This window comes from Acidovorax sp. Root275 (assembly GCF_001428965.1).
Lineage (GTDB): Bacteria > Pseudomonadota > Gammaproteobacteria > Burkholderiales > Burkholderiaceae_C > Acidovorax > Acidovorax radicis.
The window spans coordinates 425186-439777 of record NZ_LMJH01000001.1; the positions used below are offsets into that span (position 1 = coordinate 425186).

The window sequence follows — 14592 nt, forward strand, 5'->3', positions numbered from 1 at the left end:
CTGTTTTTCTTTCGTTCGTCCTCTTCATGCGCAAACACCTCACCCCCCTGTCGCTGGCCGTGCTCGCCTGCACCATGCAGACCGCCATGGCCCAGGCCACCGCCGAGTTGCCGGCCGTCCAGGTCACGGACACGTTGTCCGCGCCCGGCAGCACGCTCTCGCTTGATGCGCCCAGCGCCACGGGCTCGCGCCTGGGCCTCACCGCGCGGGAGACACCGGCCAGCGTCAGCAGCCTGGGTGCGGGCGACATCGCAGAGCGCAGCCTGACCCGCGCGCAGGACGTGGCCGTGCGCATGCCTGGCGTCACCGAGGCGCCGGCCCCCGGCAACGGTGGCACCAGCCTGGTGGCACGCGGCTTCGCGGGCCACAACTCGGTGGCGCAGATGGTCGATGGCACGCGCCTCATCGTCGCTTCGGGCACCATCACCTATCCGTTCTCGACCTGGCCCATGGAGTCGGTCGAGGTGCTGCGCGGCCCGGCCTCGGTGCTCTATGGCGACGGCGCCATTGGCGCGGCCGTGAACTACGTGACCAAACGCCCGATCTTCGGCGCCCCGCAGCGCGAGGCGTTTTTGAGCGTGGGCTCCTTCGGCACGGTGCAGGGCGGCGTGGGCCTGCGCGGCCCCATCAACGACGTGCTGGCGTACTCGGTCTACCTCGATGCGGAAAAGAGCGACGGCTACCGTGCGCTGATGGACACGCAGCGCCACAACTACGCCCTGGCCCTGGCCGTGCGCGCCAGCCGCGATCTGAACATCACCCTGTCGCTCGACGGTGGCGTGAACGACGACGCGCGCTACTTTGGCACGCCGTTGCGCAATGGGGTGCTGGACGACCGCCTGCCCCGCACCAACTTCAACGTGGCCGACTCGGTGGTCAAGTACGACGACCGCATCCTGCGCGCCAAGGTCGACTACCAAGCCGCAGCGGGCGTGCACCTGCGCAACGAGACCTACCACCTGACCACTGACCGCCACTGGCGCAATGCCGAGGCCTACAGCTTCAACGCCGCCGGCACGGCCGTGAACCGCAGCGATTACTTGGAGATCCTGCACGACCAGACGCAGACCGGCAACCGCTTCGACGCCACGTTCGACGGCCACCTGGGCGGTATGAAGAACCGCTTCATCGTGGGCCTGGACTGGTACCGCACAGAACTGGTGCACACCAACAACTCGCCCTATGGCGGCGCAAGCACGGTGGACCCGTTCAACTTCACGCCCGGGGGCTTTGTCAGCCCTGTGCCCACCATCCCCGGCCGGCGCTCCAGGCTGCAGGCCACGGCCCTGTTCGCGGAGAACGCCCTCGACCTCACGCCGGAGTGGAAGCTGGTGGCGGGCCTGCGCAGCGACCGCATGGAGCTGGACAACACCGACCTGCGCACCGGCGTAAACCTGGTCAAGAAGTATTCACCCGTCACCGGCCGCCTGGGCGCCGTGTGGTCGCCCAGCGATGCGCTGTCGCTCTACGGCCAGTTCGGCACTGGCACCGATCCGCTCAGCGGTGCGCTGTCGCTGCCCGGCGGCGGCAACACCCTCGATCTGACCCGGGGCCGCCAGGTGGAAGTGGGCGCCAAGGGCGCGGTGCCTGCACTGCGCGGCGAGTGGACGGTGGCTCTGTACCAGATCGAAAAGCGCAACCTGCTCTCGCGCGATGCCAGCAACCCCAACGTCACGCAGCAGACCGGCAAGCAGTCTTCCACCGGCATTGAGCTGGCCTTTGCGGCCGAGCCCGTGCGTGGCTGGACCATCGACGCCAACGCGGCTTTCCTGCGGGCGCGCTACGACGATTTCAAGGAACTGGTCTCGGGCAGCGTGGTCTCGCGCGATGGCAACACGCCCACGGGCGTGCCCCAGCGCACGGCCAGTGTCTGGACGGCCTACCGTTTCCTGCCCCAATGGCAGGCTGGTTTTGGCGCACGCTATGTGGGAGAGCGCCAGGGCAACACCGCCAACACCGCTCAGCTGCCGTCGTATGTGGTGCTGGATGCTTCGCTGGCCTACGACTATTCGCGCAACCTCAAGCTCGGCCTGGCCGTGAAGAACCTGGCCGACCGGGACTACGCACTGGCCGGCACGGCCAACGCGCGCTGGCTGCTGGGCGCGCCGCGCACCGTGCAGCTGACCGCGCGCGCCACGTTCTGATCTTGGTGAATCGAGCGAGGAACGGCGCATGGTGAAGGGGCTCGTCATCTTTGTGCACAAGTGGCTGGGTGTTGTGCTGGCGCTGTTCTTCCTCATGTGGTTTGTGAGCGGGGTGGTGCTGTACTTCGTGCCGTTCCCCAGCCTGACGCAGGCCGAGCGGCTGGCGGCCTTGCCGCCGCTGCAGCTGCCTGCCGATTGCTGTCTGGCCGCGCCCGATGCCGCTCAGCGCGCGGGCTTGCGCCCGACCGGTGGCGGCGAGGCGCGGCTGGGCATGCTGACCGATGCGCCTGTGTGGCGCATGCTGGCGGCATCAGAGGCGGGCGCGGCCCCGCGCTGGTACACGGTGGATGCCCGCACCGGGGCCGTGGTGCCACCACTCAGCGATGCGCAGGCCGCCACCGTGGCCGAGGCCTTCAGCGGGCGCCGCGCCATGGGCTCCGAATGGGTGGAGCGGGATCAGTGGACGGTGCCCCAGGGCCTGGATGTGCACCGTCCCCTGGTCAAGGTGTTGCTCGACGGCGACGACGGGCTGGAGCTGTATGTGTCGCCCGGCGCCGCCGAGGTGGTGCGTGACACGCGGCGTGCCGAACGCTTCTGGAACTGGCTGGGCGCCGTGCCGCACTGGATCTACCCCACGGTGCTGCGGCAGTTCCCCAAGGCCTGGCACCACGTGGTGGTGTGGCTCTCGATCCCCGGTGTACTGCTGGCCGCCACGGGCATTGCGCTGGGTATCTGGCAGCTGTTCCTGAACCGGCGGCGCTGGATTCCCTACCGCAAGTTCTGGATGCGCTGGCACCACATCCTGGGCCTGGTGGCAGCGGTGTTCACGCTCACCTGGATGTTCTCGGGGCTGATGTCGATGAACCCCTTTGGCGTGTTCACCGGCCGCGCGGTCGATCCACAGGCCCGCACGCAATGGGCGGGGGAGGCTCCGCGCATGGTGCGCGGCCCGGCCGAGGCCGTGGCGCTGACGGCGGTCGAGGGGGTGGTGCCGCTGGAGGTGGACACCTTGCGCATTGCCGGCCAGGCCTGGTACCGGGTGCGCGGCCACGGGGAGGGCGTGGTGCAACGCCTGGTGCGTGCCGACGGGCCCGAGGCCACCGTGGCGCAGGCCGTGCCCGATGCGACGGTGCTGACTGCGCTGCAGGGCCTGCGTCCGGGAATGCCAGCGCCGAGCATTGAACAAGTCACCCAGTACGACGGCCTGTACTATGCGCGCCACCATGACGCATCCACTTCCTTCCACCGGCCGCTGCCCGTCTGGCGTGCCCACTGGGCTGAGGACGACGTGACCGTGTACGCCGACGCTGCCTCCGCCCGCATCGTGATGCGTGCCGACGCCTCCACGCCCTGGCAGCGGTTGCTCTACAACGGACTGCACAGTCTCGACTTCGCGCCGCTGCTGGCGCGCCCGGCACTGCGTACCGGGCTGATCGTGGGGCTGTCGCTGCTGGGGGTGGCGCTGTGTATCACCTCCTGTGTGGTGGCCTGGCGTGTGCTGGTGCCGCGTCAGCGGCGGGCTGCACGGTCGTCAGCGGCCACCGTGCGGACGGCGGAGGGCGCATGGACAGCCTGAGGGCCGTGCTTTTCCCCGGTACGGGTGCGGCCCTGTTCCACGTGCTCTTGTGGTGCCCGTTGCTGGCGCTGGCGGTGGATTGGTGGCTGGGCGAGCCGCCCGTGGCCTGGCACCCCGTGGTGTGGATGGGCAAGGCGCTGCAGTGGTGGGGTGACCGGCTGGCGCCCACGGCGCCTGTGGCCCGTGATATCAAGCTTTTTTGGCGCTCAGCGCTTATCTGGTGTGCGCTGGCAGCTATTGTTTTGGTAGTTTCGTGGGTGGCGCAGCATCTGGTGCTGATGTTCCACGAGTTCCTGGCAGTGGCATTGCTGGCGTTGCTCCTCAAGCCGCTGCTGGCCTGGCGCATGTTGCACGACGAGGTGCTGGCGGTGGAGGTGGCACTGGGCCAGTCGCTGCCCGCCGGGCGCGCGCAGCTGGCCCGCTTGGTGAGCCGTGATGTGAGTGCCCTCACCGCCGTGCAGGTGCGCGAGTCGGCCATCGAGTCGCTGGCCGAGAACCTCAACGATTCGGTGGTGGCGCCGCTGTTCTGGTTTGCGCTGCTGGGTCTTCCGGGCGCCGCGCTGTACCGGTTTGCCAACACGGCCGATGCCATGTGGGGCTACCCCGGCATGCGCGGTGGGCGCTATTGGCAATGGGCGGGCAAGTGGGCTGCGCGGGCGGACGATGTGTTGTCATGGGTGCCCGCGCGCATCACGGCCTTGCTGTTGGCGGTGGTGGCACAGGGCCTGCCGTTTTCAGCACTGGCGCGACAGGCGCGCAAGACGCCATCCCCCAACAGCGGCTGGCCCATGGCGGCCATGGCACTGGCGTTGGGCGTGCGCCTGGCCAAGCCCGGTGTGTACACGCTGCACAGCAACGGCCGCCGGGCCGGGCCGCTCGATACGCGGCGTGCGGCGCGCCTGGGCACCCAGGTGGTTCTGGCCATGGTGCCGGTGGTGGTGGCCATCCAGCTCCTGGTGCTGGTGGCTTTTGCATGGGTGCACGCATGACATCCCCGGTTTCTTTTCCCGTGTTGGCGCCTTTGCACGGTGGGCCAGACGCTGCAGGCATCCCGGTGTTTGATTTTTCGACCAACAGCAATGCGTGCGGGCCGTGCCCTGAGGCACTGCACGCCGTGCAGGTGGCCGAGGCCACGCGGTACCCCGACCCGGCTTATACGGCGCTGCGCGAGGCCCTGGGTGCATTCCACGACGTGGCGCCGGGCCGCATCGTGGTGGCGGCCAGTGCCAGCGAGTTCATCCACCGCATCACCGCACTCGCCGCACAGCAGGGCGCGGTGCAGGTGGCCGTGCCGCCGCACAGTTATGGCGACTATGCCCAGGCTGCACAGGTGCGTGGGCTGGATGTGCTGCGGGGCGGTGGCGCTGCGGTGGGGTTGCAATGGGCGTGCGAGCCGTCCAGCCCTTTGGGGCTGGAAGATCCCGCAGTACGCGGTTGGCGAGAAGGCGAAGAAGGTGAAGTTGCCAGTGCTTTGCGTGTGCTCGATTGCGCGTATGTGCCCCTGCGGCTTGACGCTGAAGGCGCGTGGACCGGTGCACCGTCGCCGCGCCTGCCGTCAGTCAGCTGGCAGCTCTGGACCCCCAACAAGGCCCTGGGGCTGACGGGCGTGCGTGCGGCCTATGCCGTCGCACCGATGTGTGGTGAGGACGCAGTGCAGGCGTTGACGGCCCTGGCGCCTTCCTGGCCCGTGGGCGCCCATGGCGTAGCCTTGCTGCAGGCGTGGACAAGTCCAATGGTGCAGCAGTGGCTGGTGCACAGCCTGGGTACCCTGCGCGACTGGAAGGCACGCCAGCAGGCGCTGTGTACCGACCTGGGCTGGACCGAGCATGCAGGCAGCCTGGCCAACTATTTCTGCGCGCAGCCCGCCACAGCCACACTGCAGGGCGATCTGGCGGCGCTGCGCGCCAGTGGCATCAAGCTGCGGGATGCGACCTCGTTCGGGCTGCCCGGTACCGTGCGCCTGGGGGTGCTGCCACCTGATGCACAAGATGCGCTGCAGGCCGCATGGCAAGCGCTGCAGGGCCGTACCATCCCGAACAGAGTTTCAACCGGTTCAGGGGAGACCTCGTGAGAACCATCACTGTCAACCGCTACGTCACGCCGCTGCGTGAAGGTGGCTCCATGCCCGCCATCGTCGAGGGCGACGACCTGGGCACCTACGTGCTCAAGTTCCGTGGCGCAGGGCAGGGCGTGCGCGCGCTGCTGGCCGAAATCATCGCGGGCGGCATTGCCCACGCGCTGGGTCTGCCCGTGCCCGAGATCGTGCTGGCGCAGCTCGACACAGCCCTGGCGCAAACTGAGCCTGACCCCGAGATCCAGGACCTGGTCCGCGCCAGCGGTGGCATGAACGTGGGGCTGGACTACCTCTCGGGCGCGCTCAACTTCGACCCTGCGGTGGATGTTGTGTCGGATGACTTTGCCTCGCGCCTTGTGTGGTTCGATGCGCTGGTGGGCAACGTGGACCGCACGGCGCGCAACACCAACCTGCTGATGTGGCACCGCAAACCCTGGCTCATCGACCACGGCGCTGCGTTGACCTTTCACCATGCCTGGAACGGCGTGGTGGCCCAGCCTGCCAAACCCTTCGCCCCGATTGCCGACCATGTGCTGCTGGCCCAGGCCACGGCGTTGGCGCAGGTGGATGCCGAGCTGGCGGCGCGCCTTACACCCGGGGTGGTCACGGGCATCCTGGCCGAAGTGCCTGATGAGTTTCTGGCGTTGGCCGGGGCCGAGCATGCCGAAGGCCCGCTGTCGGCGCCCGCAAGCCACCGCCAAGCCTATGTGGACTACTTCCGCGCGCGCCTGGCAGGGCGTGAAACATGGGTGAATGCGGTGAAGGGAGCCGTCGATGCATGCGCCTGAGGTGTATGACTACGCCATCGTGCGCGTGGTGCCGCGCGTGGAGCGCGAGGAGTTCATCAACGCGGGCGTGATCCTCTCGTGCCAGCGCACCGGCTTTCTCCAGGCTGCCATCGCGCTCGATGAAGCGCGCCTGCTGGCCATGGACCCGCACGCCGACATCGATACCGTGCGCCGCCATCTGGCCGCCATCGTGGCCATCTGTGCGGGCGACGAAGGCTGTGGCCCCATTGCGCGCCTGCCGTACCGCCAGCGCTTTCACTGGCTCACCGCCAAACGCAGCGCCATCATCCAGACATCCCCCGTGCACACCGGCCGCTGCACCGATGCGGCGGCAGCACTCGACCACATCATGGACCGCATGGTCCGCCCACTGCCTTGACTTCAAACACCTCTTCCAAGCTAGCCCGCTGTGTGATGGTGCTGGGCACCACCAGCGGCGCGGGCAAAAGCTGGCTGACCACGGCCCTGTGCCGCTACTACAGCAACCTCGGCCTGAAGGTCGCGCCGTTCAAGGCGCAGAACATGAGCAACAACGCGCGCGTGGTGTCGGGCCCGGGCGGCAGCCTGGGAGAGATCGGCAGTGCCCAGTATTTCCAGGCCTTGGCTGCGCGTGCCGAACCTGAGGTGCGCATGAACCCGCTGCTGCTCAAGCCCGAGGCCGACACGCACAGCCAGGTGGTACTGATGGGGCAGGTGAGTGCGGAGCTGACGGCCATGCCCTGGCGCGGCCGCAGCGAAAAGGTGTGGCCGCAGATTGCCGCCGCGCTGGATGCGCTGCGCGCTGAGAACGATGTGGTCGTGATTGAAGGCGCAGGATCCCCCGCCGAGATCAACCTGCATGCCAGCGATATCGTCAACATGCGCGTGGCCCGCCATGCCGATGCGCGCTGCCTGCTGGTGACCGACATCGACCGGGGCGGCGCGTTTGCCCACCTGTACGGCACCTGGGCGCTGCTGCCCGAGGACGAGCGCGCGCTGATCCATGGTTTTGTGCTGAATAAGTTTCGGGGCGATGCCAGCCTGCTGGCGCCTGCGCCGCAGATGCTGCAGGACCTCACCGGCGTGCCCACCGTGGCCACCATCCCAATGCAATGGCGCCATGGTCTGCCCGAAGAGGATGGCGTGTTTGACGACCGCACGCTGTCGGTGGGCACGGTGCACACCACGGTGGCCGTGGTGGCTTACCCGCGCATCAGCAACCTCGACGAGTTCCAGCCGCTCAAGAACGTGCCCGGCGTGCGCCTGCTCTGGGCGCGCAGCCCGGCCGACCTGGCGGGCCTCAAGCCCACCGACTGGGTGGTGCTGCCGGGCTCCAAGTCCACCGCCGCCGACCTGGCCTGGCTGCGCGCGCAAGGGCTGGACCAGGCCATTGCCCACCACGCGGGGCAGGGCGGCACAGTGCTGGGCGTGTGTGGTGGCCTGCAGATGCTGGGCGAGGCGCTCATCGACACGGAGGGCATCGACGGCAATGCGCCGGGCCTGGGCCTGTTGCCCCTGGTCACCACCTTCGAGGTCGCCAAGACCGTGCAGCGCACCCAGGCGCAGTTTGGTGGGGTGCAAGGGGCCTGGGCCGCGCTGGCGGGTGTGCCTGTCACCGGTTACGAAATCCACCACGGCCAGACGGCCCAGCACCCCGCCATGGCCGCCAAGGGTGATGTGGCGCGCGAGGTCATCCCCAGCATTGCGTGGCAAAACCCGGCTGGCAATGTGCTGGGCGTGTATCTGCATGGCCTGCTCGAAGACCCCGCCGCGTTGCAGGCCCTGTTTGGCCGTGCGGGCGCGGCGCCCGTGCCCACGCTCGATGTGGTGTTTGAAGGCCTGGCCCGCATGGCGGAAGCCAGCTTTGCCCCCGGTGCGCTGCAGGCGTTGATCGCGCCAGATCCGGCCACTGCCTGAGCGCTGGTGCCTTCGGCCTTCAGTCCTTCCCGTTTCTTTTTTCTTTTCGCTATCTCACACACCATGCAATCACTGGCCCAGTTCACCGTCCCCGCCATCGCTGACATCACCGATGCCCCCCTGACCGCCCGTTTGCAGCACCTGCTGGACAACAAGACCAAACCACTCGGTTCGCTGGGGCTGCTGGAAGCGCTGGCCCTGCGCATAGGCCAAGTGCTGGGCACTGAGGCCCCCGTGCTCACGCAACCGCAGATGCTGGTGTGTGCGGGCGACCACGGCCTGGCGGCCAAGGGTGTCTCGGCCTTCCCCAGCGACGTGACCTGGCAGATGGTGGAGAACTTTCTGGCCGGTGGTGCCGCAGTGAGCGTGCTGGCCCGCCAGCACGGGCTGCAACTCACGGTGGTGGACTGTGGTGTGGCGCGCACCATTGCCGCGCGCGACACGGCACCCGGTGCACCGCGCCTGCTGGTGCGCAATGTGGCGCCGGGCACCCAGGATGCTTCGGTCGGCCCTGCCATGGCGCCTGAGCAATGTGCACAGGCCTTGCTCAACGGCATGGAGGTGGTGCGCGGCCTGCCGGGCAATGCGTTGTTGCTGGGCGAGATGGGCATTGGCAACACTTCGGTGGCATCCCTGTTGCTGGCGCGGTTGGCCGGGCTGCCCCTGGCCGAGGTGACCGGTGCCGGCACGGGCCTGGATGCGGCCGGTATCGAGCGCAAACGCGCCGTGCTGCAGCAGGCGCTGGACGCGAATGCCGACGCCACCACACCGCTGGCCGCACTGGCCGCGTTGGGCGGCTATGAGGTGGCGACCTTGGTGGGCGCGGTGCTGCAGGCTGCCACGGAGCGCCGCGTGATTGTGGTGGACGGCTTCATCACCAGCGCCGCCGTGCTGGTGGCCAGCCGCTTGCAGCCTGCGGTGCTGCAGCGCTGCGTGTTTGCCCACCGCTCGGGCGAGCGGGGGCACACCCTGATGCTGGCACAGATGCAAGCCGAACCCCTGCTGGACCTGGGGCTGCGCCTGGGTGAAGGCTCGGGTGCTGCGCTGGCTTGGCCGCTGCTGCAGTCGGCCTGTGCGGTGCTGGCCGAGATGGCGAGTTTTGAATCGGCCGGTGTGGCCACTCAGACAGTCTGACCCTACCGGGCATCGCCGCGCTTTTAGGCCACGCTGGTTTGGTTGCGGCCCTGTGCCTTGGCGCGGTACAGCGCCGCATCGGCACGCGACAGCATGGCATCCAGCGTTTCGTGCGATCCCGTCCAGCTGGTGAGCCCAATGCTCACCTGGCAGTCCAGCGCATGTCCGGTGGCCAGCGTGGCGTGGATGCGCTGGGCTACGCCCATGGCAGCTGCCGTGTCCGCGCCTGGCAGCAGCACCAGAAACTCCTCACCCCCGTACCGCCCCAGCCGGTCTGCGCGGCGCAGCACCTGACGGGTGCACTCTGCAAAGTGCACCAGCACGGCGTCACCGTGCTGGTGGCCTCGGGTGTCGTTCACGGCCTTGAAGTTGTCCAGGTCCACCATCATGAGGGACGGGCCATTGCCGTAGCGCTGCGCCCGCTCCAGCTCGTCCTCGCAGCGTTGCAGCAGGGCACGGCGGTTCAGCGTGTTGGTCAGGGAGTCGTGGGTGGCCAGGTGTTCAAGCTCGGTGCGCAGGCGGTCGGTGGCCATGAGCACCGCCCCGATGGACAGCATGAGCACTGTGATCACATAGGCCCCGATATACAGCGTCTGGAACAGTGAGGGCTCCATCAGGTCTGCACCGGCATTCCCGGTCACGATCGAGACCAGCCGCATGGCCAGCACCACCATGTGCAAGGCCAGCACCACCTCCACCAGCCGCACCGGAAAGTTGCGCCCCCCGTGGCGCAGCATGAAGCGCATCTGCGCGAAGTAGATCATCCCCATGACCACCGTGAAGAAGCCGACCCGCAGCGCATAGTGGGGCACCCAGTAGGTGAGGACAATGAACACAAGGGTGGTGCCCACCATCAGCCAGTTCCAGTGGCGCCACGTGGTTGGCTGCCCCATGAAGCTTCGCGTGCCCATGTAGTAGGTCACCGTGCCCAACACCAACAACTGGTTGGCCAGCACCAGGCTGAGCCAGTCCGGGATGGCGCCACGTGCGCCGAACAACACGGTGGACGCGAGCCACAGCAGCGGCGCTGCAGCCCAAGCCCCCACGCCCCGGATCGACGGCGGGTAATAGCGCCGCATGAAAAGCAGCACGATGGCCATGATGGCGGACATGAAGCCCGCCATGGCGATCATGGAGCGTGGGTCGAGGTTCATGCGGCGGGAAGGGGAGGTGGCGCGCCTACGTAAGAAATTGTTTCTTGAGCCCAAGGCCAGTATAGCCACGCACCTGCTCCCGGCGGTACGGTGATTTACTGCACCACAAAGACTGCTGTGCGGACCCTTGGGGTGCAGGCGCATCGTCCTGTTGGTGCAGTCGTGCACGGTACTGGTGCATTTTGTATGCAAAGCAGCAAATGCATTGTGTACAAAGTTGGCATGGGGTTTGCGTACATCCTCCCCATGCAAGCCCCAACCCCTGCGCAGACCCCCGCCGCCATCGAGATCATTGCGCTGACCAAACGCTATGCCCACGGCAAACCGGCGGTCGATGCCATCAACCTGCGCATTGCCAGCGGCAGCTACTGCTGCCTGCTGGGCCCTTCGGGCTGCGGCAAGAGCACGACCTTGCGCATGATCGCCGGGCACGAGTCGGTGACCAGCGGCGACATCTTGCTGGAGAACCGCAACATCACCGACCTGCCCGCCGCAGCGCGTGGCACGGCCATGATGTTCCAGAGTTTTGCGCTGTTTCCGCACCTCTCGGCGCTCGACAACGTGGCGTTCAGCCTGAAGATGAAGGGTGTGGCCAAGGCTGAGCGCCAGACCAAGGCACGGGACCTGCTCGAACGCGTGGCCATGGGTCACCTGGCTGACCGCAAGCCGGCAGAACTGTCGGGCGGGCAGCAGCAGCGCGTGGCGCTGGCGCGCGCCCTGATCACCCAGCCGCGCGTGCTGCTGCTGGACGAGCCTCTATCGGCGCTCGACCCTTTCCTGCGCATCCAGATGCGCGCCGAGCTGCGCCGCTGGCAGAAGGAACTGGGCCTGACCTTCATCCATGTGACCCACAGCCAGGAAGAGGCTATGGCCCTGGCCGACACCATGGTGGTGATGAACCACGGCGTGATCGAGCAGGTGGGCAGCCCGCACGAGGTCTACAACCGGCCCGCCAGCGAATTCGTGGCGCGCTTCATGGGCGGGCACAACGTGATCGACACGCCCGAAGGCAAGGTGGGCGTGCGCACCGACCACCTGCAGATTGCCCCCGCCAGTGCCGAATTGCCCTGGGGCGCCCAGCACATGCAGGCCGTGGTGACCGACGTGGAGTACCAGGGCACTTACGTGCTGGTGGGCCTGCAAAAGCAGGGCGTGGCCTTGTCGGCCAACGCCACGGCGGCGTATTCGGTGATGGTTTCCGAAGCCGCCTTTGCCGCCCAGCCCTACACGGTGGGGCAGGGCGTGCAACTGCATTGGACGCCCGAGCAGGCCCATCCTCTCTCCCTGCAGGCGGTACCTGTGTCCGCGCCCATGGCGACGGCCACTGCCCAGGCCGTGCCGGCCTGAGTTTTCCTCTTTCTTTCGTTGTCCGCTGTCTGTTTCCACCCCTCCACTTTGCAAACCAAGGAGCTTTCCCATGTCCGACGACTCTCGTGCCGATTCCCCCGCTGTTGCCTCTGACACCACCGGCGTGCAGCGCCGCTCGTTGCTCAAGGGCACGGCAGGCATCCTGGCCGCTGGCGTGTTCCCGGCCGTCCACTCGCAGGAAAAGATCGTGCTGCGCTACCTGGGCACGGCGGTGAACCAGGACAAGGCCATCGCCGAAAAGTTCAAGGCCGACACCGGCATCGAGATCCAGTACGTGGCAGTGACCACGGACGACGTGACCAAGCGCGCCGTGACCGCGCCCAACAGCTTCGATCTGATCGACACCGAGTACTTCTCGCTGAAAAAGATCGTGCCCACGGGCAACCTCAAGGGCATCGACACCAAGCGCATCAAGAACGCCGACAAGATCACCACGCTGTTCACCAACGGCATGGTGGCCGGCAAGGCCGTGGGCGACCAGGGCACCGCGCCCAAGAAGGTGATCTACCTGGAAGGCGAAAAGTCCAAGAAGTTCGCGACCGCGCCCACGCAGTTCATGTCGCTGATCCCTACCGTGTACAACGCCGACACGCTGGGCATCCGCCCCGACCTGATCAAGCGCCCCATCAATTCCTGGGCCGAGCTGCTCAACCCCGAGTTCAAGGGCAAGACCGCGATCCTGAACATCCCCTCCATCGGCATCATGGACGCCGCCATGGTGGTCGAGGCCATGGGCATCTACAAGTACCCCGACAAGGGCAACATGACCAAAAAGGAGATCGACCTCACGATCAAGACCCTGATCGAAGCCAAGAAGCAGGGCCAGTTCCGCGCGCTGTGGAAGGACTTCAACGAGTCGGTGAACCTCATGGCGTCGGGCGAAGTGGTGATCCAGTCAATGTGGAGCCCCGCCGTGACCGCCGTGCGCACCAAGGGCATTGCCTGCAACTTTCAGCCGCTCAAGGAAGGCTACCGCGCCTGGGCTGCAGGGTTTGGCTTGCCCGCCACGCTGTCGGGCCGCAAGCTCGATGGCGCCTACGAGTTCATCAACTGGTTCCTGGACGGCTGGGCCGGTGCGTACCTGAACCGCCAGGGCTACTACAGCGCCGTGCTGGAGACCGCCAAGTCCAAGATGGAAGCCTACGAGTGGGCCTACTGGATGGAAGGCAAGCCCGCCACGCAGGACATCAAGAGCCCCAATGGCGACGTGCTGGCCAAGTCTGGCGCGGTGCGCGACGGCGGCAGCTACGAATCGCGCATGGGCGGCATCGCCTGCTGGAACGCGCTGATGGACGAGAACAACTACATGGTCCAGAAGTGGAACGAGTTCGTCGCGGCGTAGAGAGTTCACCCCCTGAGGCGCTGCGCGCCTTCACCCCTCTCTCGAACCGCTGCGCGGTTCGGGAGGGGGACGCCCCCGGTGCGGCGGGGCGGCCCTTGCACGGGGGCACTGGCCTTTGGCAGCGCCAGTTTCAAGGATTGAGACGAAACGCCGAGCAGTGGATACCTGATACCGATTGTTTGCAAACACCATGAGCACCACCACCACACCGACTCTGCCATCGAGCGCCGCCCCCGGGCGCGGCATTGCTGCCTGGTGGCAGGCTGCGCCGTTCACGCTGGTGTTCGTGCTGTTCTTCCTGGTGCCGCTGGCGCTGATCGTGATGGTCAGCTTCTGGGACTTCAACGAGTACGAATTGCTGCCGGGCTTCACGTTCAAGAACTACGTGTCGATCTTTGCGGGCTGTGGCGATGCGTCGGAGGGCCTGTGCGTCACGCTCAAGACGTATTGGTCCACGCTCAAGTTCAGCTTCCTCGTGTGGCTGATCACGCTGGTGATCGGGTTCACCGTGGCCTATTTCCTGGCCTTTCATGTGCGCTCGTCGGGCATGCAGACGCTGCTGTTCGTCCTGTGCACCATTCCGTTCTGGACGTCGAACGTGATTCGCATGATCTCGTGGGTGCCGCTGCTGGGGCGCAACGGGTTGGTGAACCAGACCCTGGTGGGGGCCGGGCTCGTCGATCAGCCCGTCGAATGGCTGCTGTTCTCGGACTTCTCGGTGGTGCTGGCCTTCGTGCACCTGTACACCATGTTCATGATCGTGCCCATCTTCAACAGCATGATGCGCATCGACCGCAGCCTCATCGAGGCCGCCAGCGACAGCGGGGCCAGCGGCTGGCAGACGCTGTGGAACGTGATCGTGCCGCTGTCGCGCACCGGCATCATCATCGGGTCCATCTTCGTGATCACCATCGTCATGGGCGACTTCGTCACCATCGGCGTGATGGGCGGCCAGCAGATCGCCTCCATCGGCAAGATCATCCAGGTGCAGACGTCGTACCTGCAGTTCCCTTTGGCTGCGGCCAATGCCGTGATCCTGCTCGCGGTGGTGCTGATGATCATCTGGGGACTCACACGCCTGGTCGACATCCGCAAAGAGCTGTGAACCACGCCACC

The 14592-nt window shown here is 66.9% G+C and carries 12 protein-coding genes; 11 read left to right on the top strand and 1 reads right to left on the bottom strand.

The genetic code is table 11. The annotated features are described in order from the left end of the window. Positions 1 to 26: 26 nt before the first annotated feature. The 8 genes from ASE52_RS01970 to cobT all read left to right on the top strand — a co-directional run bounded on the left by ASE52_RS01970 (position 27) and on the right by cobT (position 9612). Positions 27 to 2144 carry a TonB-dependent siderophore receptor gene (locus ASE52_RS01970; protein ID WP_057223363.1) on the top strand — a complete coding sequence of 706 codons (2118 nt, stop codon included), beginning with the start codon at positions 27 to 29 and terminating at the stop codon, positions 2142 to 2144. A 28-nt stretch (positions 2145 to 2172) separates the two neighbouring features. Beyond that, positions 2173 to 3720 (top strand): PepSY domain-containing protein, encoded by a 1548-nt coding sequence (locus tag ASE52_RS01975; RefSeq protein WP_057223365.1) that lies wholly within the window; start codon positions 2173 to 2175, stop codon positions 3718 to 3720. After that, positions 3708 to 4709 (top strand): adenosylcobinamide-phosphate synthase CbiB, encoded by a 1002-nt coding sequence (cbiB, locus tag ASE52_RS01980; protein WP_198928050.1) that lies wholly within the window; start codon positions 3708 to 3710, stop codon positions 4707 to 4709. The genes ASE52_RS01975 and cbiB overlap by 13 nt, the downstream gene beginning before the upstream one ends. 23 nt (positions 4710 to 4732) lie before the next feature. After that, positions 4733 to 5791: an aminotransferase class I/II-fold pyridoxal phosphate-dependent enzyme gene (locus ASE52_RS01985; protein ID WP_241776941.1), complete on the top strand. Its 1059-nt coding sequence runs from the start codon at positions 4733 to 4735 to the stop codon at positions 5789 to 5791. Further along, positions 5788 to 6582 carry a HipA family kinase gene (locus ASE52_RS01990; RefSeq protein ID WP_057223371.1) on the top strand — a complete coding sequence of 265 codons (795 nt, stop codon included), beginning with the start codon at positions 5788 to 5790 and terminating at the stop codon, positions 6580 to 6582. Before ASE52_RS01985 ends, ASE52_RS01990 begins: the two co-directional genes overlap by 4 nt. Beyond that, a complete protein-coding gene (locus tag ASE52_RS01995; RefSeq protein ID WP_010460716.1) occupies positions 6569 to 6961 on the top strand; it encodes a DUF3037 domain-containing protein in 393 nt (130 codons plus the stop codon). The genes ASE52_RS01990 and ASE52_RS01995 overlap by 14 nt, the downstream gene beginning before the upstream one ends. A gap of 35 nt (positions 6962 to 6996) precedes the next feature. Further along, positions 6997 to 8478, top strand: a complete 1482-nt coding sequence (locus ASE52_RS02000; RefSeq protein ID WP_057223374.1) for a cobyric acid synthase — start codon at positions 6997 to 6999, stop codon at positions 8476 to 8478. 63 nt (positions 8479 to 8541) lie between these two features. Continuing rightward, positions 8542 to 9612: a nicotinate-nucleotide--dimethylbenzimidazole phosphoribosyltransferase gene (gene cobT, locus ASE52_RS02005; protein WP_057223377.1), complete on the top strand. Its 1071-nt coding sequence runs from the start codon at positions 8542 to 8544 to the stop codon at positions 9610 to 9612. Between the two features lie 23 nt (positions 9613 to 9635). On the opposite strand, the gene ASE52_RS02010 is transcribed toward cobT, so the two are convergent. Then, entirely contained in the window at positions 9636 to 10766 is a 1131-nt protein-coding gene (locus tag ASE52_RS02010) for a GGDEF domain-containing protein (protein ID WP_035197279.1), read from the bottom strand. 246 nt (positions 10767 to 11012) lie between these two features. On the opposite strand from ASE52_RS02010, the gene ASE52_RS02015 reads away from it, so the two are divergent. From ASE52_RS02015 to ASE52_RS02025, 3 genes are all read left to right on the top strand, one after another. Then, positions 11013 to 12113 carry an ABC transporter ATP-binding protein gene (locus ASE52_RS02015; protein WP_057225089.1) on the top strand — a complete coding sequence of 367 codons (1101 nt, stop codon included), beginning with the start codon at positions 11013 to 11015 and terminating at the stop codon, positions 12111 to 12113. 70 nt (positions 12114 to 12183) lie between these two features. Further along, positions 12184 to 13476 carry an extracellular solute-binding protein gene (locus ASE52_RS02020; RefSeq protein WP_057223381.1) on the top strand — a complete coding sequence of 431 codons (1293 nt, stop codon included), beginning with the start codon at positions 12184 to 12186 and terminating at the stop codon, positions 13474 to 13476. 190 nt (positions 13477 to 13666) lie between these two features. After that, entirely contained in the window at positions 13667 to 14581 is a 915-nt protein-coding gene (locus tag ASE52_RS02025) for an ABC transporter permease (RefSeq protein WP_057225092.1), read from the top strand. Positions 14582 to 14592: the final 11 nt, after the last annotated feature.